The 23,678-nt window shown below is 41.6% G+C and carries 20 protein-coding genes, 1 pseudogene and 1 other annotated feature; of the genes and pseudogenes, 3 read left to right on the plus strand and 18 right to left on the minus strand.

Features of this window, described 5'->3' with window-relative positions; translation table 11 throughout:
* Positions 1-111: 111 nt before the first annotated feature.
* From sdhB to GD002_RS16745, 3 genes are read right to left on the minus strand one after another with little or no spacing between them, the layout of a single operon-like run.
* Positions 112-906, minus strand: coding sequence for a succinate dehydrogenase iron-sulfur subunit (sdhB, locus tag GD002_RS16735; protein ID WP_194841663.1), 795 nt, complete (start codon positions 904-906; stop codon positions 112-114).
* A complete protein-coding gene (gene sdhA, locus GD002_RS16740; RefSeq protein ID WP_153733513.1) occupies positions 903-2,657 on the minus strand; it encodes a succinate dehydrogenase flavoprotein subunit in 1,755 nt (584 codons plus the stop codon). The genes sdhB and sdhA overlap by 4 nt, the downstream gene beginning before the upstream one ends.
* 45 nt (positions 2,658-2,702) lie before the next feature.
* Complete coding sequence (locus tag GD002_RS16745; RefSeq protein WP_153733514.1) at positions 2,703-3,311, minus strand: succinate dehydrogenase cytochrome b558 subunit; 609 nt, start codon at positions 3,309-3,311, stop codon at positions 2,703-2,705.
* A 226-nt stretch (positions 3,312-3,537) separates the two neighbouring features.
* Between GD002_RS16745 and GD002_RS16750 the strand changes: the two genes are divergently transcribed.
* Positions 3,538-3,945 (plus strand): YslB family protein, encoded by a 408-nt coding sequence (locus tag GD002_RS16750; RefSeq protein ID WP_153733515.1) that lies wholly within the window; start codon positions 3,538-3,540, stop codon positions 3,943-3,945.
* A gap of 19 nt (positions 3,946-3,964) precedes the next feature.
* Here GD002_RS16750 and uvrC read toward each other — a convergent pair whose 3' ends face one another.
* The 12 genes and pseudogenes from uvrC to zapA form a co-directional block, all read right to left on the minus strand.
* Complete coding sequence (gene uvrC / locus GD002_RS16755) at positions 3,965-5,767, minus strand: excinuclease ABC subunit UvrC (protein WP_153733516.1); 1,803 nt, start codon at positions 5,765-5,767, stop codon at positions 3,965-3,967.
* A gap of 54 nt (positions 5,768-5,821) precedes the next feature.
* Positions 5,822-6,145, minus strand: a pseudogene (gene trxA, locus GD002_RS16760) (thioredoxin); the annotation flags it as partial.
* Between the two features lie 80 nt (positions 6,146-6,225).
* On the minus strand, positions 6,226-7,200 hold the full coding sequence (locus GD002_RS16765) for an electron transfer flavoprotein subunit alpha/FixB family protein (protein WP_153733518.1): 975 nt from the start codon (positions 7,198-7,200) through the stop codon (positions 6,226-6,228).
* A 33-nt stretch (positions 7,201-7,233) separates the two neighbouring features.
* Entirely contained in the window at positions 7,234-8,007 is a 774-nt protein-coding gene (locus tag GD002_RS16770; RefSeq protein WP_153733519.1) for an electron transfer flavoprotein subunit beta/FixA family protein, read from the minus strand.
* Positions 8,008-8,030: 23 nt separating this feature from the next.
* The gene (locus GD002_RS16775) at positions 8,031-8,804 is read right to left on the minus strand and encodes an enoyl-CoA hydratase (RefSeq protein WP_153733520.1); all 774 of its coding nucleotides are present in this window, start codon (positions 8,802-8,804) and stop codon (positions 8,031-8,033) included.
* Between the two features lie 29 nt (positions 8,805-8,833).
* Entirely contained in the window at positions 8,834-9,418 is a 585-nt protein-coding gene (locus GD002_RS16780; protein WP_153733521.1) for a TetR/AcrR family transcriptional regulator, read from the minus strand.
* Between the two features lie 89 nt (positions 9,419-9,507).
* Positions 9,508-11,211, minus strand: coding sequence for a long-chain-fatty-acid--CoA ligase (locus tag GD002_RS16785; protein ID WP_153733522.1), 1,704 nt, complete (start codon positions 11,209-11,211; stop codon positions 9,508-9,510).
* 462 nt (positions 11,212-11,673) lie between these two features.
* Positions 11,674-12,087 carry a DUF350 domain-containing protein gene (locus GD002_RS16790; protein ID WP_153733523.1) on the minus strand — a complete coding sequence of 138 codons (414 nt, stop codon included), beginning with the start codon at positions 12,085-12,087 and terminating at the stop codon, positions 11,674-11,676.
* Positions 12,088-12,152: 65 nt separating this feature from the next.
* The gene (locus GD002_RS16795; protein ID WP_153733524.1) at positions 12,153-14,510 is read right to left on the minus strand and encodes an endonuclease MutS2; all 2,358 of its coding nucleotides are present in this window, start codon (positions 14,508-14,510) and stop codon (positions 12,153-12,155) included.
* 16 nt (positions 14,511-14,526) lie between these two features.
* Positions 14,527-16,233 carry a DNA polymerase/3'-5' exonuclease PolX gene (gene polX / locus GD002_RS16800; RefSeq protein WP_153733525.1) on the minus strand — a complete coding sequence of 569 codons (1,707 nt, stop codon included), beginning with the start codon at positions 16,231-16,233 and terminating at the stop codon, positions 14,527-14,529.
* An 82-nt stretch (positions 16,234-16,315) separates the two neighbouring features.
* Positions 16,316-16,855, minus strand: coding sequence for a CvpA family protein (locus tag GD002_RS16805; protein ID WP_153733526.1), 540 nt, complete (start codon positions 16,853-16,855; stop codon positions 16,316-16,318).
* Positions 16,856-16,865: 10 nt separating this feature from the next.
* Complete coding sequence (gene zapA / locus GD002_RS16810; RefSeq protein WP_153733527.1) at positions 16,866-17,126, minus strand: cell division protein ZapA; 261 nt, start codon at positions 17,124-17,126, stop codon at positions 16,866-16,868.
* A gap of 324 nt (positions 17,127-17,450) precedes the next feature.
* Between zapA and rnhC the strand changes: the two genes are divergently transcribed.
* Positions 17,451-18,380 carry a ribonuclease HIII gene (rnhC, locus tag GD002_RS16815; protein WP_153733528.1) on the plus strand — a complete coding sequence of 310 codons (930 nt, stop codon included), beginning with the start codon at positions 17,451-17,453 and terminating at the stop codon, positions 18,378-18,380.
* 51 nt (positions 18,381-18,431) lie between these two features.
* On the opposite strand, the gene pheT is transcribed toward rnhC, so the two are convergent.
* From pheT to GD002_RS16830, 3 genes are all read right to left on the minus strand, one after another.
* Complete coding sequence (gene pheT / locus GD002_RS16820) at positions 18,432-20,843, minus strand: phenylalanine--tRNA ligase subunit beta (protein WP_153733529.1); 2,412 nt, start codon at positions 20,841-20,843, stop codon at positions 18,432-18,434.
* Between the two features lie 12 nt (positions 20,844-20,855).
* On the minus strand, positions 20,856-21,893 hold the full coding sequence (gene pheS, locus GD002_RS16825) for a phenylalanine--tRNA ligase subunit alpha (protein ID WP_153733530.1): 1,038 nt from the start codon (positions 21,891-21,893) through the stop codon (positions 20,856-20,858).
* Between the two features lie 303 nt (positions 21,894-22,196).
* Positions 22,197-22,434: a binding site (T-box leader), on the minus strand.
* Between the two features lie 52 nt (positions 22,435-22,486).
* Complete coding sequence (locus GD002_RS16830; protein ID WP_153733531.1) at positions 22,487-23,257, minus strand: TrmH family RNA methyltransferase; 771 nt, start codon at positions 23,255-23,257, stop codon at positions 22,487-22,489.
* A gap of 79 nt (positions 23,258-23,336) precedes the next feature.
* On the opposite strand from GD002_RS16830, the gene sspI reads away from it, so the two are divergent.
* Positions 23,337-23,552, plus strand: a complete 216-nt coding sequence (gene sspI / locus GD002_RS16835) for a small acid-soluble spore protein SspI (RefSeq protein WP_153733532.1) — start codon at positions 23,337-23,339, stop codon at positions 23,550-23,552.
* Positions 23,553-23,678: the final 126 nt, after the last annotated feature.

A 23,678-nucleotide genomic window follows, 5' to 3' on the forward strand; every position in this document is an offset into this window, starting at 1 on the left:
TCTGATTTTAGTACCGAAATGACAAAAGGGTTGGAAATCGTTACGATTTCCAACCCTTTTGTCTACAGTCTGAAACGACTCACCATAAAGGTGAGTCGTCTTGTATAAATCTTAGTCTACTTGATGGTCACTTCCGAAGAAGTTTTTGAACATTTGGATCGTTGTCGCTCTACCGATTGCACCGATAGAAGTCGTCAACGGAATACCTTTTGGACAAGCTACTACACAGTTTTGTGAGTTACCACACTCTGTGATTCCGCCGTCTGCCATTACTGTAGCCAAACGCTCGTCTTTGTTCATTGAACCCGTCGGATGCGTGTTGAACAAACGAACTTGTGACATCAAAGCAGGTCCCATAAAGTTCGTTTTATCATTTACGTTTGGACATGCCTCCAAACATACACCACATGTCATACATTTAGACAATTCATATGCCCACTGACGTTTACGCTCAGGCATACGAGGTCCTTCTCCCAAATCATACGTTCCATCGATCGGCACCCATGCTTTAATGCGTTTCAATGAATCAAACATGAATTCACGATCCACGACTAAGTCACGGACAACTGGGAAAGTACGCATAGGTTCTAGACGAATTGGTTGTGTCAGCTGATCTACCAAAGCCGTACAAGACTGGCGTGGACGACCATTGATGACCATAGAACATGCACCACAAACTTCTTCCAAACAGTTCATATCCCAGTTCACAGGTGTTGTTTTTTCACCTTTTGCGTTCACCGGGTTACGTCTGATTTCCATGAGCGCAGAAATTACGTTCATATTTGGACGATAAGGAATTTCAAACTTCTCCATATATGGGCTTGAAGTCGCAGTGTCCTGGCGCTGAATCTCAAACACGACTGTTTTATTTGCAGTTGCTGTTTGTTGTTCGCTCACTTTTGTCAATCTCCCTTCTTCGCAGAGTAATCGCGTTTACGTGGAGGGATAAGAGAAACATCTACCTCTTCGTACGAGATGATTGGTGCAGATACTCCGTCAAATTTCGCCATTGTTGTTTTCAAGAAGTTCTCGTCGTCACGATTTGGGAAGTCCGGCTTATAGTGTGCACCGCGGCTTTCATCACGATTCAACGCGCCCAACGTGATTACACGAGCTAGGTATAGCATATTTTTCAACTGACGTGTAAACATGGCACCTTGGTTAGACCATTGTTGTGTATCATTAATGTTAATGTTTTCATAACGCTCAAGTAACTCAACAATTTTATCGTCTGTTTGTTTCAATTTATCATTGAAACGAACAACCGTAACATTGTCAGTCATCCACTCGCCAAGCTCTCTATGAAGCACGTACGCATTTTCCGTACCATCCATTTTGAGTGTATCTTCCCATTTTTGCTGCTCTTCTTTAACCGCAGTGTCATAAATAGTAGATGGTAATTCATCCGCAGTACGTTTAAGTCCTTTCATGTACTCGATAGCGTTCGGTCCAGCGACCATTCCACCATAGATTGCAGAAAGCAACGAGTTCGCACCTAAACGGTTTGCACCGTGCTGTGAATAATCACATTCACCAGCTGCAAATAAGCCAGGAATGTTCGTTTGCTGATGATCGTCAACCCATAGTCCACCCATCGAATAGTGAACTGCAGGGAAGATTTTCATTGGTAATTTACGAGGGTCGTCGCCTGTGAACTTTTCGTAAATTTCGATGATTCCACCTAGTTTAATATCCAATTCTTTCGGATCTTTATGAGAGAGATCCAAGTACACCATGTTCTCACCGTTGACACCTAATTTTTGATTTACGCAGACATCAAAAATCTCACGTGTCGCGATATCACGTGGTACAAGGTTACCGTAATCCGGATATTTTTCTTCTAAGAAGTACCAAGGCTTACCATCTTTATATGTCCAAACACGTCCACCTTCACCACGTGCAGATTCGCTCATTAGACGAAGTTTATCGTCTCCTGGAATTGCAGTTGGGTGAATTTGGATGAATTCTCCATTTGCATAGTAGGCACCTTGCTGATAAACGATAGAAGCTGCTGAACCTGTGTTGATCACAGAGTTCGTAGATTTACCGAAGATGATCCCCGGTCCACCCGTTGCCATGATGACTGCATCCGCTTTGAATGCTTGAATTTCCATTGTCTTCATGTTTTGCGCTTTGATCCCGCGGCAAACTCCGTCTTCATCCATGATGATTCCTAGGAATTCCCAGTGTTCGTATTTCTGTACTAATCCTGCTACCTCGTGAGAACGAACTTGTTCATCCAGAGCATACAGTAATTGTTGTCCAGTTGTAGCACCCGCATACGCTGTACGGTGGTGAAGTGTACCACCGAAACGACGGAAATCCAATAGACCTTCTGGAGTACGGTTAAACATAACGCCCATACGGTCCAATAAATGGATAATACCAGGAGCTGCTGCCGTCATTGCTTGCACTGGTTTTTGATTCGCTAGAAAGTCTCCACCGTAAACCGTATCGTCAAAGTGAATATCGACTGAGTCGCCTTCACCTTTCGTATTTACAGCACCGTTAATGCCGCCTTGGGCACATACAGAGTGGGAACGTTTCACTGGTACTAGCGAGAACAAGTCAACCGGTGTGCCAGCTTCTGCTGACTTGATGGTAGCCATTAAACCAGCTAATCCTCCACCGACGACAATCAATCTGCCTTTTGCCATTATTGTTTCACTCCTCATTTATACATGATTTCATAGGTTGGTTGATCAAACGAAAGCTAGAAGTGCTTGAATACCGATTACTGAAAGCACTAAGAAAACGATCATCGTAATATAAGAAACGATTTTTTGTGAATTTGGTGATTGTGCGATACCCCAAGTGACACAGAAAGACCAAAGTCCGTTTGCCAAGTGGAACGTCGCGGATAGAATTCCGACAATATAGAATACAAGCATAAGTGGATTAGATAAGATATCCGCCATCATGTTGAAGTCTACTTCTGCCCCAAGAGCTTTTTGAATTCTTGTTTCGTACACATGCCATGCGATGAAGATGACTAGGAATACACCTGTAAAACGTTGTAGCGCAAACATCCAGTTGCGGAATGTGCCGTAACGGTTCACGTTGTATTTCGCAGAAAAAGCTATGTACACTCCATAAAAAGCGTGGAACATTAATGGAATGTAGATAATAAACCATTCCAAGAATAAAACAAACGGCAAGTTCCCCATAAAGTTAGATGCATTGTTGAACGCTTCTTCACCGCGCGTTGCAAAGTGGTTAATGACTAAGTGTTGTGCAACAAATAGTCCGACTGGGATGACACCAAGCAACGAGTGTAGACGGCGCAAGAAAAAATCTGATTCTTTCGACAAGTCTTTTACCCTCCCTTATTTCTGAGATCTTCCTTGTAAAATGCAGTTTCTCTATTTGGCTGCACTTCCTTGGCATCTCTCTTCGTGGTACAATATGATAACATGTACATTGTACTCCTCTGTATCTAGCAGGTCAAGACGCTGTCTACTTTTTATCCTTTATTATGATTTTTCCAAAAAATGCTCTGATCTTGTTTGAATTTTTTCTTGAAAGGATTGTAAACTATTGAATAATCAACAACCGCAAGCCACAAACTTCGGCTATAACCTACTGCGGGATCATTTACTCCCCACACTACTTGGTAAGCACGAAGATGATATTTTGTATTGGCTTGGAAAAGACATGGCAAGAAATTTTCCCGTTTTATCACTTGATGAATTGCCTGCATTTTTTGCTGAAGCAGGATGGGGTCAATTGGTAATTGAAAAGGTCGTTAAACAAGAAACACATTATACCTTACATAATAGTAGTCTACTTGAGATTTCTGGCGGCTCTTGTTCGCTTGAAGCAGGATTTCTAGCTGAACAGTATCAAAAATTAAATGGTTATTTGACTGAGTGTTACGGTCAGAAAATGCTGAAAGAGAATCATATCCACTTTATTGTTAAAGGTGATCCCAAATCACTCATATAACCCCTAATCCTTCAATAGGTCAGGGGTTTTCTTTTGGTTCAGATTGTTGGAAATGTGTGATTAAGTTTTGGGCTACTTTGTCAGATAGTCCTGCTTCTTTTAGTTGCTCCGCTGTTGCTTGACGGATCGCTTTCACTGTCTTGAAATGTTTGAGCAATTGCTGTTTACGCTTTGGTCCTACTCCTTCAATACCATCGAGTGATGAAGTTAAAGAAGAGGCCCCTCTTCGCTGACGGTGAAAAGTAATTGCAAATCGGTGGACTTCGTCTTGAATCCGTTGCAATAAATAAAATGCCTCGCTCGTTTTCTTCAAAGGAACGATTTCAGGAGAGTTACCAGGACTTCCATAAAGCAATTGTGCAGTGTTATGCTTGTCATCTTTCGCTAATCCCGCTATAGGAACGGCTAAACCTAGTTCGTCTTCCAGCACTTCCCGAGCGATTTCCATTTGACCTTTCCCACCATCAATTACGATCAAATCGGGTAAGGGTAGATGATCTTTTAGTACTCGAGTATACCGTCGTCTGATGACTTCCCGCATCGCACCGTAGTCATCATGTGCAGCGGCCGTCTTGGTTTTATACTTTCTATAATCTTTTCGGTTCGGTCTACCATCCACGAATGAAATCATGGCGGAAACCGGCTCCACACCATGTGTATGGGAGTTATCAAATGCTTCAATCCGCAGTGGCGTGCTAATGGACATGGCCTCTCCAAGCTCTTCACAAGCTCCAATTGTACGCTCTTCTTGGCGCTCGATTAATTGGAATTTGGCACGTAACGCGATAGCAGCATTCTTTTCCGCTAATTGAACTAGATCTTTCTTTTTTCCTCGCTGTGGAACAAAAACATGAGTGTCCAACAATTGTTCAGCAAGCGACAAATCCACTGTTTCAGGAAGATGGACCTCTTTAGGCAATAGATGTTCTGCTTCCCCGTAAAAACGACCGAGGAACGTTAATAATTCATCTGCTGGTTCTTGATAAGCTGGAAATATGGAAACATCCCGTTCAATCAATTTCCCTTGACGAACGAAGAATACTTGGACACACATCCATCCTTTATCAACTGCATAGCCAAAAATATCCCGATCCGTGAAGTCATTCGCGCTCATATTCTGTTTTTCCATAACCGTTTCAATATTGATAATTTGATCGCGGTATTCTTTTGCTCGTTCGAAATCCAATTGCTCAGAAGCCTCATTCATCTTTAGCTGTAATTCTTTTTTCACTTCTTTATAGCCACCATTAAGGAAACGAGTAATATCATTGATCATTTCGCTGTAAGCTTCAGCTGGCACTTCTTTTATACAAGGTGCGAGACATTGCCCTATATGATAATACAGACAAGCGCGAGTCGGGATATTCTGGCATTTCCGATAAGGATATAGGCGGTCCAACAACTTCTTCGTTTCATGAGCTGCCGTCGCGTTCGGATAAGGTCCAAAATATTTCCCTGATTTTTTGTTAACTTTCCTTGTAATGATGAGTTTTGGGTGCCGTTCGTTCGTAATCTTTAAATAAGGATACGTTTTGTCATCTTTCAGCATAATATTGTATTTCGGATCATATTTCTTGATCAAGTTCAGTTCCAGAATGAGTGCTTCAATTTCCGTATTGGTTATAATATATTCAAAGTCCTCAATTTCCCCAACAAGTCGCTGTGTCTTGCCATCATGTGAACCTGTAAAATAACTTCTCACACGGTTTTTCAACACTTTCGCTTTGCCCACATAGATGACGGTGCCTTGCCGATCTTTCATTAAATAGCAGCCAGGCAGATCGGGGAGGATCGATAGTTTATGTTCAATAATTTCATTCATTATTTTCACCTACTAAAAGACCGGGCGGCTATGATAGCTCCCGGTCTCTTGTATTTATGCGTGTTTTTCAACAAGTTGTGCAAGTGCTTCTTTCGGTTGGAATCCTACAACCTTTTCTGCAACTTCTCCATCTTTAAATAGAAGAAGTGTTGGAATAGACATGATTCCGAACTGGCTTGCTGTTGCTTGGTTATCATCTACGTTAACTTTGACGATATTCGCTTTACCTTCTACTTCACCTGAAAGTTCTTCAAGTACAGGCGCGATCATTTTACATGGTCCACACCAAGGTGCCCAAAAGTCTACAAGTACAACGCCTTCTTTAACGTTTTCAGCAAAATCTGCATCTGTCGCATTAATAATTGCCATCTGCATTACCTCCTTTAATCTACAACTATATTGGCATTATATCACGGAGGTTTCATAGGGGCTAAACAAATGCTTACACCACGTTTTGATTAGCTTACTTTTAATTTCTTTATTTCTTCAATCATTAATGGAATGATTTCAAAAATATCTCCTACGATGCCATAGTCCGCAATTTTGAAGATATTCGCTTCTGGATCTTTATTGATCGCTACGATAACTTTCGAGTTAGACATTCCCGCTACGTGCTGAATCGCTCCTGAAATTCCTGCTGCAATATATAAGTCTGGCGTTACGACTTTACCTGTTTGACCTATTTGCAATGAATAATCACAGTAATCTGCGTCACATGCACCACGTGAAGCACCTACTGCTCCGCCTAAAAGATCAGCCAATTCCTTTAATGGCTCGAATCCTTCTGGTCCTTTGACGCCACGACCACCTGCCACGATAACTTTTGCTTCCGACAGATCGACGCCTTCTGTTGATTTCCTTACGACATCCTTAATAACCGAACGCAAATTAGAAATTTCCACACTCTTAGCCGTTACATCACCTGTGCGGCTTGTATCATGTGCTAAAGGCTCAATATTGTTCGGACGTACCGTTATAAAGAGCAAACCATCTTTAATCTCTACTTTTTCAAATGCTTTTCCTGAATAAATCGGGCGGATGAATTCTGCGTCATCCCCTTCTCCTTCAATTTTTGTGACATCTGAAATCAATCCAGAAGAAAGTTTGCTAGCGATTTTAGGCGATAAATCTTTCCCCATAGCTGTGTGACCAAACACGATTCCTTCCGGCGACTCGTCTTCATACACTGCCATGAACGCCTGACCAAAACCGTCAGATGTATAGTGTTTTAAATGTGGGTGCTCAACCGTTACAACACGGTCCGCTCCATAATGAATCATTTCTTCACCTAATGATTGGACTTGATCTCCGATTAAGACGGCGACGATTTCTCCATCACCTGAAATTTTCTTCGCTGCAGCAACAGCCTCAAATGATACGTTACGCAGTTCACCATCGCGCACTTCACCTAAAACTAGTATTTTCTTCGACATAATGTAGTCCCTCCTATTACGGTTCTATATGAATTAAATTACTTTCGCTTCGGAATGCAATAACTTTATGAGCTCAGCTGCTTGATCTGCTGCTTCACCATCCAACACACGACCTGCTGCTTTTTCAGGTGGCAGGAACACTTCGATAGTTTCCGTCTTCGCTTCCACTTCATCTTCGTCTAGATCTAAATCGTCGAACTCTATTTCATCTAGTGGCTTTTTCTTCGCTTTCATAATACCTGGCAAAGAAGGATAACGTGGTTCGTTTAACCCTTGTTGTGCAGTCACAAGTAGAGGCAAAGAAGTTTCGATTGTCTCTGAATCTCCTTCAACATCACGCACGACTGTCGCGTTCGTTCCACTAATCTTCAAATCCGTAATAGTAGTTACATAGTTAATTCCTAATAATTCTGCTACACGAGGGCCTACTTGACCAGAACCCCCATCGATTGCTACGTTACCTGCGAGAATCAAATCTACATCTTTATCTTTCAAGTAATCTGCAATGATTTTAGCAGACGTGAATTCATCTATACTATCAATATCGTCTTCCACATTGATCAACACGGCTTTGTCTGCGCCCATTGCTAACGCTGTGCGCAATTGTTTCTCTGCATCTTCTTCACCTATCGATAGGACAGTCACTTCACCGCCGTGCTCGTCACGTAATTGAATCGCTTCTTCCACTGCGTATTCATCATATGGATTGATGATGAATTCCGCTCCGTCTTCTGAAATCGCACCATTGGAGATAGAGATTTTTTCTTCTGTATCAAATGTTCTTTTTACTAATGCATAAATGTTCATTAATAGAACCTCCTATTCAATAATTACTTTCCAGTAAATGTAGGTTGACGCTTTTCAATAAATGCTTGTATTCCTTCTTTCGCATCGTTTGACACAAACACTTCACCGAATGATTTCGCTTCTGCTTCAACGCCTTCATAAAAATATTGATCTTTTGAAAAAGTAAGCATCTTTAGTGCGTGTTTTACGGCAATCGGGCTCTTGAGCGAGATCTTCTTCGCGAGCTGTAACGTTTCGCTCGAAAGTTCTTCATCCGAATACGCATGATTGGCAAGTCCCCATTGAACAGCTTCCTCACCTGAAATCGAATCACTCGTCAGCATGATTTCTGCTGCTTTAGCAACACCTACTAAACGCGGGAGTCGCTGTGTTCCCGCAAATCCAGGAATGAGTCCTAACTGAAGTTCAGGTAATCCAAGCTTGGCCGACTTTGTAACAAGACGGATATGACAAGCCATCGCTAACTCTAGGCCACCACCAAGAGCTGCACCGTGAATGGAAGCGATTACAGGTTTAGGGAAATTTTCTAAACGTTCAAACACCTGCTGTCCTTTACTAGAGAGCGTGGTGAACGCTTCGCCAGATCCAACGGTTGTAAATTCTTTAATGTCAGCACCTGCGGAGAAGAATCTACCTTCACCATACAGTACCACCACCCGGACATCTTGGTCATTCTCTACTTCTGTTAACAGCTGATCCACTTCCTCGATTAATTTCGAGGAAAGTGCATTGGCTGGTGGATGGTCGATTTTCGCAAGTGCGACATGTCCATCTTTCTCCATTTTAATCAACGTCATCTCTTACATCTCCTTCCAACAGTCTTTAGTTACTGTTGCTGATAACCATGCAATAACATACGGCTAACTTTCGGGGCAAGACTGATTAAGTCGTACTTCTGATCGTTCATCACCCAAGAAGTAGTCGTTTCATCCATCGTACCGAATAACATTTGTCGAGCAAGGCGCAAATCAAGGTCTGAAGAAAGCTCACCCTTTTCCACTCCTTGTTCCAATAAATTATCGAGTAAGAGTACGTATTCTTTCAGCACGTTGTTGATTTGGAAGCGAAGCTCTTTATTTGATTGTCTGAGTTCCAATTGTGTCACAATGGCCAAATGAGGATCATCTTGTAACACTCTAAAATGATTTTCTACTACTTGAAATAATTTTTCTGAGATGGGAAGATCTTTTGTCAGTATTTCTTTAATGTTTTCTGCAAAAATCGCCATTTTTTCTCTGAATACGGAGATTAGGATATCTTCTTTATTTTTGAAATAAAGATAGATGGTCCCGTCTGCCACTCCAGCTTCTTTCGCAATTTTGGAAACTTGAGCTTGGTGGTATCCATTTTCTGCAATTACAATTACTGCAGCATCTACGATTTGTTTATATTTAGGCTTTGTCCGTTTCAATTTGTTTCACCACCAAAAAAGAAAATATGAATGATGATTCATTCATATTTTCATAATAATAAACTTTTCAGTTGGCGTCAAGCATTTTGTTAGGAACTTTTCAAAGAATCTTGATCTTCCGTTAGTTTTTTTCTTTCTTCTTCCACTAAAGATCTGCGTAAAATTTTACCAACCGCTGTTTTTGGCAAATCATCTCGGAATTCATACCTCTTTGGAACTTTGAATGCTGCGAGTTGCTTCCTGCAATATTTATCTAAATCTTTCTCAGTTACTGATTGACCTTCCTTAAAGACAATATAAGCTTTGACCGTTTCTCCACGGTAAGGATCTGGCACACCTGCCACGATACACTCTTGAATGGCTGGATGTTCATATAATACTTCTTCGATTTCTCGAGGATAGACATTGAAACCACTCGCAATAATCATATCTTTTTTACGGTCTACAATATAAAAGTATCCGTCTTCATCCATATATCCTAAATCCCCTGTCAAAAACCAAGCATCACGGAAAGATTCAGCCGTATCATCTGGTCTGTTCCAATAACCTATCATTACTTGTGGACCTTTTACTGCAATTTCACCAATTTCTCCAATCGGTAATGATTCTGTTGAGCCAGGTCCTAAAATACAAGCATCTGTGTCTGGCCAAGGTACACCAATGGATCCTCTTTTTTCAAGTCCATCCCATACAAAGTTAGCTAAAGCAACGGGTGAGGTTTCTGTAAGTCCATAGCCTTCCACAAGTTTTCCACCTGTAACCGCCTCGAACTTTTCTTTCACTTCGATTGGTAAAGCCGCAGAACCACTAATGCATGCTTTAATAGATGATAGGTCATATTTTGATAAGTCAGGGTGATTTAGTAGACCAATATAAATAGTCGGTGCACCCGGAAACAGTGTTGGCTTTTGTTTATCGATTGCTTTTAAAGCCGTCTTGAAATCAAATTTAGGAATTAATATCATTCGATGACCTTTCATAACTGCAAAAATCAATACGGTGGTCATCCCGTAGACATGAAAAAAAGGTAAAATCCCCATAATTGTTTCTTTCCCATCTTCCGTTTTGTATAGCCAAGCGCTACACATTTCCGTATTACTGATCAAATTCGCATGTGTGAGCTCTACACCTTTGGGTGGTCCTGTTGTTCCTCCCGTATACTGGAGCAAGGCGATATCATCTTTTTTAAATGCTACATGAACCGGCTCCGGTTTTGTTGATTTCATGATTTCCGTATAAAGATGGTGAACTCCCCGATGTTCTATCTTGATAGTTAGACCATGCTCTTTCTTCTGAATGAACGGGTAGATCAAGTTTTTAGGAAATGGTAGATAGTCTTTGATCCCTGCAACAATGATGTGTTCTAGAGAGGTTTCTTTCATTACTTTTGAGATTCGCGGAAATAAAATATCGAGCGAGATAATGACTTTTGCTCCTGAATCAGACATCTGGTACGATAATTCTCGTTCTGTGTAGAGAGGGTTTGTCTGGACGACAATTCCACCTGCATATAATATACCATAATACGCAATGGCACCTTGCGGACAATTGGGCAACATGATCGCGACACGATCACCTTTTTCAACCCCTAGTTTTTGCAAGTAGGTTGCAAACTTCAATGCAGATTCATAAAATTCCTTGAACGAGATATCCTTCCCCATAAAATGGATTGCTGTTTTGTCAGGATACTTTTTACCAGACCTCGTCAAGTAATCTTGCAATGGAATTTGTTCATATTCCAGCGTTGTCGGAATTTCCGGGGGATACGTCGCCAGCCAAGGTTTTTGTGTCATAATCACAACTCCTTTACATGTATTAATTGTTTGAATATTCCTTGTTCATTAGTATATCGATAAACTAATTAGTTTACAAGATAAATATGAAAGCGCTTCACTTGTTGATGAAGCGAAAAGGGTTGTAGTATGATTTTTGGGAAGTCTATCAGACATTGGTTTAATAGACAGATAGTGTTGGTGTTTTAGTGTATGAAAGAGTAATGGTTATTATGCTTATGTGATGTTTGGAAGGATCGGACCTGGTAACGTTGCGGCTGGCCCCGCAGTTGCGCCTTCGCTAGTTAGATTTTTTCTTTATAACCGAGTTGATAATCGTATTTTCAACTTAATTTCCATGTAAAAACACGCCCGACTATAAGTCAAGGCGTGTTGGTGAAGAGCCAAATGACTCCAAGTACAACAAAAAGAGCACAGACTACAAATAAAATTTTAATTAATCTTTCCATAATGTACAATCTCCTAAGAAATACTGGCTCCTATAACAAAGGAGAGACCGACCGAAATACAAAGCGAGATAAATCCGACCGAACGATTATCCGCTTGAATTTCATCATCCACTTTAAATTTCGGCGTCAAGAATTCGAATAAAAGGTAAGCGAAAACGAGCAATGTAAAACCGAACAATCCCCAGCCCATCATTTGTGGTAAGCTGTTGTGCTGCTCAATGGAATAGCGAAAAATATTTGCCACTCCAAAAATTTTACCGCCCGTTGCCATAGCAACCGCCAGATTACCTTTTCGAATTTCTTCCCAGTTTTTATATTTTGTTACGATTTCAAATAAAACCATGGAGACGATCAAACATAACGTGACGACGCTAAAATATCCTGCTGTCTCTACTAATGGATGACTCCAAAAACCTGTCTGATTCATAAATTCGGCACCTTCTTTATGTTCTCTTGCTTGTCTTACGATTCAAAGTGCCGAAAGGTTTCAATTTATTTTAATTCCACAATCGTTACACCATGTCCGCCTTCTCCTGCCTCACCAAAACGATAAGAGTTGACTCGGGAATGTTTTTTCAAATATTGCTGGACACCTTTTTGCAAAGCCCCTGTCCCTTTTCCGTGAATAATCGAGACTTGATGGTAATTAGACAGTAATGCGTCATCGATATACTTTTCAGTTCGAGCAATGGCATCTTCATAACGCTCTCCACGTAGGTCTAACTCCAATTTCACATGACCTGAACGCCCTCGGACTGCAGCAGAGGTTACTTGTTTCTTTTCTTTTTCTGGTTTTACATATTCAAGTCCTGATTCAGACAATTTCATTTTTAAAATCCCGATTTCTACAACCCATTCTTTATCGGATACTTTCTCCACGAGCGTCCCTTTTTGACCGTATGCCAGCACTTTTACTTCATCGCCTTTTTGTAATGGACGCGGAGCAGCTTTCGCTTTGATCGCTTTCTGTTTCTTTTCTGCAGGCGTAGCACCTTCCAGCCGTTTGCGTGCTTCGATCAGTTCGTGTTCTTTAACGCTAGCCCCTGCATTCAGACGCAGCGCACGCAAATCGGAAATAACAGCTTCTGATTCCAATTTTGCCTGTTCCACAATTTTTTTCGCGCGTTCTTTTGCGGCTTCTGTCAAACGGTCTTTCTGCTCCTCGAATTCCGCTAACTTGGCATGTAATTCTTTTTTTAATTGCTCTGTTTCGAGAAGCAAGTCATGTGTCCGTTCTGCATCTTTTTCAGACTGCACACGGCTTGTTTCCAGTGAAGCAATCATGGAGTCCACTTCTCCACGGTCCTCACCTGTAAAGCCCTTTGCTCGATCAATAATGTGGTGATGTAGTCCGAGTCGTTTCGAAATTTCAAACGCATTGCTTCTACCAGGTACACCGATCAGCAACCGATAGGTAGGACTTAACGTATCAATATCAAATTCCACACTGGCATTTGCAACGCCTGGGCGATTATAGCCGTACGCTTTTAATTCTGGATAATGGGTAGTAGCCATGACGCGTGCCCCGCTGCCATGCACTTCATCCAATATCGCGATAGCCAATGCAGCCCCTTCTTGCGGGTCTGTCCCAGAACCTAGTTCGTCAAACAATAACAAAGAACGGTCATCGAATTTCTTTAAGATGTCGACAATGTTAACCATGTGGGAAGAGAATGTACTCAAACTTTGTTCAATCGACTGCTCGTCTCCGATATCAGCGTAAATAGAATCAAAGACAGCGATTTCTGAACCATCAAGTACAGGGATTGGCAGTCCAGCCTGCGCCATCAATGTACATAGACCAACTGTTTTCAGTGTAACTGTCTTACCGCCTGTATTGGGTCCCGTGATGACGATCGTCGTAATATCATGACCAAATTCAATTGTATTCGCTACTGCTTCTTCTATTGGCAATAAGGGATGACGGGCTTTTGCAAGTCGAATATAGCCTTCTCCATTGACAGTAGGTTTAGTGCATTTATTGGCAGTTCCGTATTTCGCTTTAGCTAAAATGACATCTACTTCCGCTAACAGCTGTACCAACGTAAAAAGATCATGTGCCACTTCTTGAACACTCGCGGACAACGCGAGCAAAATTTTCTCAATCTCTTCTTGCTCTTTCACTTTTAATCCTCGAATTTCATTGTTTGCTTGAACGACTGCATCAGGCTCAATAAATAATGTTTGTCCTGAAGAAGACATGTCATGAATGACACCGCCATAATGAGATCGATATTCTGCTTTTACTGGAATTACGTAACGATCATTACGCATCGTGACAATGGAATCCGAAAGCATTTTCGCTGCATTTTTGCCTCTCGTATAGCTTTCCAACCGTTCGCGCACTCGACTTTCTTGCACTCGTAAACTTTGTCGTATGGAACGTAAAGCAGAAGAAGCGCTATCCACCACGCGGCCATTATCGTCAATCGCAGCATTGATTTCATGTTCTATTCCGGTCAAGATGGGCATCGCTTCTTTGCGAACTACTAAATGAGGGATGTGAATTTCTCCTTCTGCTGTCACCGCTTCAATAAACTGACGGAGAATCCTACTAGCACGAATGGTGTCCGCAATTTCTACGAGCTCCATCGCACTTAGCATTCCTCCGATTTGTGCGCGTTTGGCATGAGGACGAATATCATGTATGCCGCCCATTGGAACATTTCCTCGTATGCGTAAAAGAGCTAATCCTTCATCAGTTTCTTCCAATAATCGATTGACATCTTCTAACTCATGCGAAGGCACAAGTTGTTCCACATGTGTTCTTCCTGCTACTGACGTACAATGCATTGCGACTTGCTGAATAATTTTATCAAATTCAAGTGTTTTTAAGACACGTTTTTCCAATGTCTCACACTTCCTTTCATCTACGAATCACTTTCTGGGTGAAGGTTTCAAGCGACCAAGTATTGATAACCTGATCAGCTGGAAGCCAAGCTTTTTGGGCATACTCTACACCTATTGGCATATACTCAAGCTGTTCGATCGCATGTGCATCTGTATTAATCGCAATTAAAACGCCCGCTTCTTTCGCTCGTAACAAATGTTCTGTACGCAAATCTAAACGATATGGATTCGCATTCACTTCAAGTATTTTTCCGTACTCGCTCGCCCAATTGATTAACTGTTCCATATCCGGATTATACCCTTCACGTTGCCCAATAATTCGACCTGTTGGATGCGCGATCATATGGACGTAAGGGTTTTTGCAGGCTGAATGTAAACGTTCCATAATCTGTTCTTGCGGTTGATTGAAGCTAGAGTGAATCGAGGCGATCACAAAGTCCAATTGTTGCAAAACCTCATCGTCAAAATCCAATTTCCCATCTGGCAAAATATCCATTTCTGTACCACAAAACACTTCTATATCATCATATTTTGCACTAACAGCACGAATTTCTTCTATTTGTGTAAGCAGTCGTTCAGGCGTTAAACCATTCGCTACCTTTAAATAATGTGAATGATCCGTGATGACCATATGGGAATAACCTTTTGCTCGGCAAGCTTGTACCATTTCTTCAATGGAATAACCACCATCTGACCAAGTTGTATGCATATGCAAATCCGAACGAATTTGCTCTGGTTTTACAAGTATCGATAGTTCATTTGCACGTTCAAGCTCCGAACCATCTTTTCGAAGACTCGGTGGAATAAAAGGCAAGTCAAAGTGGGCGAAAAATTCTTCTTCCGTCTTGAATGTCTGAACATTGCCTGCTTCATCTTCCACACCGTACTCGCTAATTTTCAACTTTCTACTTTTCGCAAGCTGACGTAACCGAACATTATGTGCCGCTGAACCAGTGAAATGATGAAGAGCAGTCGCAAATTGAACATTCGTAACAAATCGAAAATCGGCATCAATTGGATTTTCTGTGTCTAGCGAAATGGAAATTTTTGCATCACCAGCTGCAATGATCTTTTCGATCGGTAAAGCAGAAACTAGTTTTTCGCGTACAATTTGTGGATTTTCTGTAACCAAAATCCAGTCTACATCCGAACTTTCTTCTTCCCGTCTTCGATAACTGCCTGCTACTTGAAACTGTTCGATCTCTTCTATAAGTTGTAATTCTGCCTCTACCAAGTCTACTACCTTTTCCACTTGCCAAATCGGTGTTTTACCAGAACGTTCAGCCAACAAATCGATTTCTCTTACTATATTTTCTTCCGTCTTTTTCCCAAATCCAGGTACTTTACTTACCTCATTCTTCTCACACGCTTCACGGAGCGCTTCTACTGAATCGATGCCCAACGCTTCACGCAATTTCGCAATCTTTTTACCACCTAATCCTGGAATATTTAAAAGTGGGATCAATCCTTTTGGAACTTGCTCTTCCAATTCCTTCAATACTTCCGATGTCCCTGTTTCCATTAAATCCGTAATGACAGCTCCAGTCCCTTTTCCAATGCCTTTTAAGCTTAGGATATCGTGCATTTCAGCTAGGCTTCTGGTATCTAATTCGAGTACAGATGCCGCTTTTCGGAAAGCCGCAACTTTGAAATGGTTTTCTCCGAGCAACTCCATATATAAAGCAATTTTTTCAAACGTCCGGATAATCGTCTTTTTATTCAATTTGAGATCCTCCTCACTCTGTTAAAAAAGCTTCCACGGTAACGGGAAGCTTTTCAGTCCATATGTACACTACTTTCAAGGGTTACCCCATATATACAAACCACCAATTTTTAATTGCAGATGAAATAACTGGTGTATGTTCGAACATCGCTTTTGCCAGTAACGAATGACGCAATGAGTTTTGTATCACTTCAATCGGCAAAATCGCTAGAACCGATAAAAAGAAAAAGATGATGAAATAAAATTCAATAAATCCTAGCCCTGCACCAACTAAACGCGAACCAAATCCGAGAACAGGTAAATGCTTCAAAAAGTCTAACATGGAACCGATCAACTGCAACACTAATTTGACTGCAACAAAAATAAATATAAATGCAATGAGTCGATAGAATGTCATATCTAAATCTAAGTGTTCGAATGTCCAGCTTAATTTCGCATCTGCTGTAGCACCTGGATAAGGAATCCATAAGATTAGCTTCTCTGCTAACGGTTTGTAATACATATACGCAACGATAATCGATAAAATCAATCCAAACATATGGATCAGTTGTACGATTAAACCGCGTCTGAAGCCTGTGATTAAGCCGCCGACTAACAAGAAAACTATCAGTAAATCAATCATATTTCGCCTCTCAACCCTTCAACTTTTTCACTTCTTCTTCCAACTGTTGTACTTTTTCTTCTAGTTTTAAATAGTCGTGTACACTGTTGACCGCCGTGAGAACTGCGATTTTCGTTCTGTCCAAATAAGGATTGCGTTTACTAATATCCCGCATTCTCTCATTAACGAGCGAGGCTACATGACGTACATGGCCAGACGATTCTGTGCCAACGATCGTATAAGTTTGTCCATAAATTTCAACTGCCACTCTTGTCTTTTCTTCGTCCGCCAATATTCCGCCCTCCTCTATCAATTACGAATATGCGTAATTGATTCCAGATTTTCGCTCGAAAAATTCTCTTGATTCAGCCGAGATTTGGATCCCACTGAATAAGGGAGACTATGCATTTCTCCCTCACTAATAAAAGTGAGCACTTCTGCTGAATTTGCTCAAAAACCCTGTGTACAATCATACCATGAAAAACATTTAGTTGTGAATCAATTATGCCTCATTTGGGCATCGTCTCTGCTAGTTTTACACTTTATCTTTCATTGCACACCCCCCTTTCAGGTATACTACTAAGTAAATCCCTTTAGGAAGTGAGTGAAATCTCTATTGAGTAATCAAGTGATTGTCTTAACTGAAAAAGAAATGCCAGAAGTGTTAAGGTTTTATGAATCAAATAAAATCACTCGAAATGCACCAGGTGTCATTTTCGCTGCCAAAATAGCCGATACATCCATTACTGCCTATCGATCAGGAAAGGTACTGTTTCAAGGAGTTGGTGCAGATCGGGAAGCAGCGCGCTGGGGTACGGTTTCTACTGCAGCTAAAACCAAAAGCTCCATAGCAAAAGGTGACGTTTTACCGGATAATTTCGCCTCTTTATCTGTCATCGGTTCAGATGAAACCGGGACAGGCGACTTTTTTGGTCCAATTACGGTAGCTGCCTGTTATGTTAGCAGTGAAAAAATCGAATTAGTACGCGAATTAGGGGTAAAAGATTCTAAACAATTGACGGATGCCTATATGCAACAAATTGCATATGACTTAAAACAAGTCGTCCCACATTGCGTGTTGACTCTAGATAATGCCAAATACAATGAGATCCAAAGTCAAGGGTGGTCACAAGGAAAGATCAAAGCCGTCCTTCACAATCAAGCCATTCAACAAGTTTTAGAACAAATGAAACCGGCTACGCCCGAATATATATTGATCGACCAGTTTGCCGAACGTCAGATTTATTACAAACACCTGAAAAACGAAGCCACTATTATTCAAGACAAGGTGTTGTTCTCTACTAAAGCGGAAAATTTGCATGTTTCTGTAGCGACTGCATCCATTTTAGCTCGTGTCGCATATCTAGAACAAATGGATCAGCTGAGCGCGCTTGCTGGTGTTACGTTACCAAAAGGAGCCGGCCCAAAAGTAGATCAAATCGCTTGCCAGATCCTTCGAAGAAAAGGTGAACCCTTCTTACATTCTATTACGAAAGTACATTTTGCCAACACACAAAAGGCGTTGAAGCTTGCTTATAAAAAATAAAAAATAAAAACAACCGCTCTCCCCGAAAGGAACTGCGGTTGTTTTCTCTAATTACGATCTAAGCTGAGCGTTCGCTTGTACAGTTAATGCATCTAGAACTTTATTGTGCGCCTTCACTACTTCTTCATCTGTCAATGTACGTTCAGGATCAAAGTACGTCAATGAGAATGCTAAAGATTTCTTTCCTTCTTCCACATTCTTCCCTTCGTACAAATCAAATAGCTGAACATTCTTCAGTAGCTTTCCACCTGCTTGATTGATGATCGACTGCAAGTGCGCGGCAGATGTTCCACGGTCGACTACTAATGCAATATCACGAGAAATAGACGGATAGCGTGGCACTTGCTCATAGAATAGCTCTCCAGCAGCAGTTTCCATAATTCTACGCAAATTCATTTCCATGACGTACGTTTCTTGCAAGTCGCGTTGATTTTGTACAGTCGGATGCACTTGACCAAGTAAGCCTACCTCTTCCCCATCCAACAAAACAGTTGCGGTACGACCTGGATGCATACCTTCTACTACTGATTGTGTGAATTGAACTCGTTCCAGCAGACTTAGCTGTTCGAACATCCCTTCCACAATCCCTTTCATAACAAAGAAATCTACTTTTTTCGTCTCAGCTTGCCATGCGTGATGTACCCATTTACCTGTCAAAACTGCCGCCACATGCTCGACTTCTTTCGGCAATCCATCCTCTTCGATACCTAAGAACACAGAGCCTGTTTCGTAGAGTGCAACCGATTCATTACGACGCGCCACATTATACGTAGCAGCATCCAATAAATGCGGAATCAAGCTTTGACGAAGGACACTACGCTCTTCACTCATCGGCATGAGAAGCTCAGTGACAGGAGCAGTTTCTAATGCGAAAGATTGTGCATCCTTTGGTGAAGTCAATGAGTAAGTTAAAGCCTGCGAAAGACCAGCTGCTTCTAAAAATCTACGAACAATTCTTCTTTTCGCTTGATACGGTGTTAATCCGCCTGGTGTACTTTCTACAACAGGTAATGTTTTCGGAATTTCGTCATAACCATATAATCGGGCGATCTCTTCAATCATATCTTCTTTAATTCGCAAATCTTGACGTCTAGTCGGAATATTCATCACGAGCTGACCATTGATCGCTTCGGTCGGAATTTGTAATCTGTCCATAATCGTTTTCATTTCATCCATTGGAATTTTCATACCTAAGCGATTATTGACATAGTCCGGTGACAAGATGATTTTCTCAGATGTTTTATCCAATTCATCAAACTGAACAGAACCTTCTAATACTTCTCCACCAGCTAGTTCAGCCATCAATTGCGCTGCACGTTCTGCCGCGTCCGCTACTCGATTTGGATCTACACCTTTTTCAAAACGCGTACTTGCATCACTACGTAATCCAACCTCTTTAGACGTTTGGCGTACAGAGCTAGGTGCGAAATAGGCTGATTCAATGACGACAGTCGATGTTCCTTCATGTACTTCTGAATTCGCGCCACCCATTACACCTGCAAGTGCAACCGGCTCCACTCCATTTGTGATGACTAGTTGACGTTCTTTCAATGTACGTTCCGCCTGATCAAGCGTCACCATTTTTTCGCCTTCGCGCGCATGACGTACAACTATTTCTTTCGTTTCTAGACGGTCGTAGTCAAACGCATGAAGTGGCTGTCCATATTCCATCAACACATAGTTCGTAATGTCAACGATATTATTATGCGGACGGATTCCAGCAGACATTAGTGTATTTTGAAGCCAAAGTGGTGATTCAGCGACTTTGACGTTTTTCACAACTTTTGCAACATACATCGGATTATCTTCGGGACTTTCAACTGTCAACTTCAAATAGTCTTGTGCTTTTTCAGAAGACGTCTCATAAGAAATAGCTGGAAGCTTGACTTCTTTGGAGAGAATCGCGCCTACTTCATAAGCGGCTCCAAGCATACTTAACGCATCAGAACGGTTTGGCGTCAGATCAAATTCTAGCACTTGATCGTATAAGCCTAGAAGTGTCAATGCATTTTCTCCTGCTTTCGCATCGCTCGGCAATACGTAGATTCCTTCCGCATACGCTTTTGGAACAAGCTTGCCTTCAATGCCTAGCTCTTGCAATGAACAGATCATGCCATTCGACTCTTCGCCACGAAGTTTTGCTTTCTTAATTTTCATTCCACCTGGCAAGACAGCTCCCGGACGTGCCACGATCACTTTTTGACCTTGCGCAATATTCGGTGCTCCACAAATAATTTGAGTGATTTCTTCTCCAACATCCACTTTGCAAATGTTTAACTTATCCGCTTCTGGATGCTTTACACAGTCTGTTACATAGCCGACAACTACATGATCCATGCCAAATGAACGGTCAATAATGCCGTCTACCTCAATACCCGCACGTGTGATTTTTTCCGCTAGTTCCTCTACGCTGAGTTCATTCCAATCTACATACTTGCTTAACCAATTTGTTGATACTAACATGTGTACTCCTCCTTACGCCTCTGCCCGGTGGAATTGTGAAATAAAACGAATGTCATTTGTATAGAAATGACGAATATCTTCCACACCGTATTTTAACATTGCAATCCGTTCAGGCCCCATACCGAACGCAAAACCAGACACTTCTTCTGGATTATAACCTGCCATTTGTAGAACGTTCGGATGCACCATTCCTGCACCCAAAATCTCGATCCAGCCCGTTTTCTTACAGACGTTACAGCCAGAGCCGCCACATTTAAAGCAAGAAATGTCCATCTCTACAGAAGGTTCAGTGAACGGGAAGAAACTTGGACGCAAACGGATTTCACGATCTGCTCCAAACAATTTTTTTGCCAATAAATCTAGGGTGCCTTTCAGATCACTCATCCGGATGTTTTCGCCGACGACCAATCCTTCAATTTGAGTAAACTGATGTGAATGCGTTGCGTCATCTGAATCGCGTCTGTACACTTTTCCTGGACAAATTATTTTAATGGAGGAACCTTCTTTTGCTTCCATTGTACGAGCTTGTACAGGTGATGTGTGGGTACGCAGTAAAATGTCTTCCGTAATATAGAAAGAATCCTGCATATCACGAGCTGGGTGTCCTTTTGGAAGGTTTAATGCCTCAAAATTGTAGTAGTCTTTTTCCACTTCAGGTCCTTCCGCTATTTCATATCCCATGCTGATGAAGAAGTCTTCGATTTCTTCAACTACACGTGTGAGTGGATGATGATTGCCAAGTTGTACTGGACGACCTGGAAGTGTGACGTCGATGGATTCTTTTTCGAGCTGTTCTTGGATGGCTTGTTGTTCCAAGATTTCTTTGCGCTGTTCAAGAATTTCGGTTACACTTTCACGGATTTCATTGACGAGAGCCCCCATTTTTGGACGTTCGTCCGCTGGGAGTTTACCCATTCCTTTTAGTAGATCTGTGATAGGACCTTTTTTCCCAAGGTAGGCTACGCGTACGTCGTTTAGTTCTTTAACGGTTTGGGATTCTTTAATTTTTCCCATGACTTGTTCTTTTAGTTCATGCAGTTGTTCTTTCATGTTTGATTGCTCCTCTCTTGATTTTAGTGGCGGTTAAAAATATGTAATGGCTTAATTATCCTTCATAGAGTCTTTTAAATCCAACCGTTGATTTCCGTTGCGGGCGGTCACTTTCCGTGGGGCGTGGGTGAGCCGCTTCCCTCGCTACGCTCAGTCCAGGGTCTCACCTGTCACGCTGATCCTACTGGAGTCGCCGCCAGAAACGAAAATCAACTAGAGATTACTCTGTAAAAAAAAGTCAATTCACAAAAGGTTAAAAGTTCCATTTACATGATTTCCGAAAAACAAAAAACTCGCCCCTATAAAAGGGACGAGGTCGATTTCGCGGTACCACCCTGATTAGTTTGCATCTTGAAGAACATGATGCAAAATCACTTGAATTGGAATAACGGTCCTTTGCCGGCACGCCTTTACATTGCTGGTCCTGGCGTGCAGCTCGCGGGGTGAATTCGATGGGGCAGCGTTTTTCACACTTTCAGTCGAGGTGTGAAATCCCTAAGAACGTGTCTAGCCATGTACTTTTCCCGGTCGTTGCTTTTTATTTGATTCATCTCACAGTATACCGTAAATCAATAATGCCTTCAATAGTGAAGTCATTGTTGACGTAGTGTGTAGAGTAAAATGCCTGTTGCGACAGCGACGTTCAGCGATTCAGCCTGTCCATACAACGGAATTTTCACTACTTGGTCCGCTTGCGATAACAAGTCTTTTTGAACACCGCTTCCTTCATTGCCTACGAGCAAAGCAAAATTCGAGCGGGCTTCCAATGCATGAAGAGAAACTGCTTCCTGAAGACCGGTGCCAATGACTGATATCTCGTTCGATTGCAGACGATTCATCCATGGAGCTAATTCTCCCCGAACAACAGGAATATGGAAATGTGAACCTTGCGCAGAGCGTACAGTCTTCGGATTAAATGGATCAGCACAGCCTTTTCCAAGTACGACTGCATCCAGACCTGCTGCATCTGCTGTACGTATCATCGTTCCAATATTGCCTGGATCTTGGACTGCATCGATCAACAACAATTGTTTCCATTGATGCTGGTCCTTCTCGTCATACTGTGGTTGTTTACAATAAGCAAAAATGCCTTGTGATTGCTCGGTCTCTGATATCTCTTTAGCAACAGCAGCTGTTACTTCGATGATGGGCGCTGACCAATGAGCTGGTATATCAATATCCTCACGCACTAGCAGTTGAATCACTAGATCTTGATGTTTCAAGGCTTCTTCGACAAGATGAAACCCTTCCACAAGAAATTCATTTGTTTGATCTCGTTCTTTTCGTGAAGTCACTAACTTCTTCCAATGCTTTACTAGTGAATTTTGAGTTGACTCGATTCGTTTATTCAAGAGGCTGTACATCCTTTTTTATTTTCAGTGTACCAAAAGAGCGTATATTTAGCGACTGTTGTGGAAAAGATGAGAGTGGGAGGTTGATCAAATGAATTTTCAAATACGTGATGCGATTGCTGCGAATATGACAAATAATAGCTCGGCTGATGTCCGCAGTGTGATTGACGATGCAATTCAGCGTGGCGAAGAGCATTTATTGCCTGGGCTCGGCGTATTCTTTGAACAGCTTTGGCAACGTGCAGATGAAAACGAAAAGAATGAGATGACGAATGAATTGTCTCAAGCTTTTGCTCAGGCACAATAAATAATCGAAATAAACACAAGAATCCTCTACTAATAAAAGTAGAGGATTCTTTCAGACTGTAGACAAAAGGGTTGGAAATCGTAACGATTTCCAACCCTTTTGTCATTTCGGTACTAAAATCAGAGA

Source organism: Sporosarcina obsidiansis (assembly GCF_009651005.1).
GTDB classification, from domain to species: domain Bacteria; phylum Bacillota; class Bacilli; order Bacillales_A; family Planococcaceae; genus Sporosarcina; species Sporosarcina obsidiansis.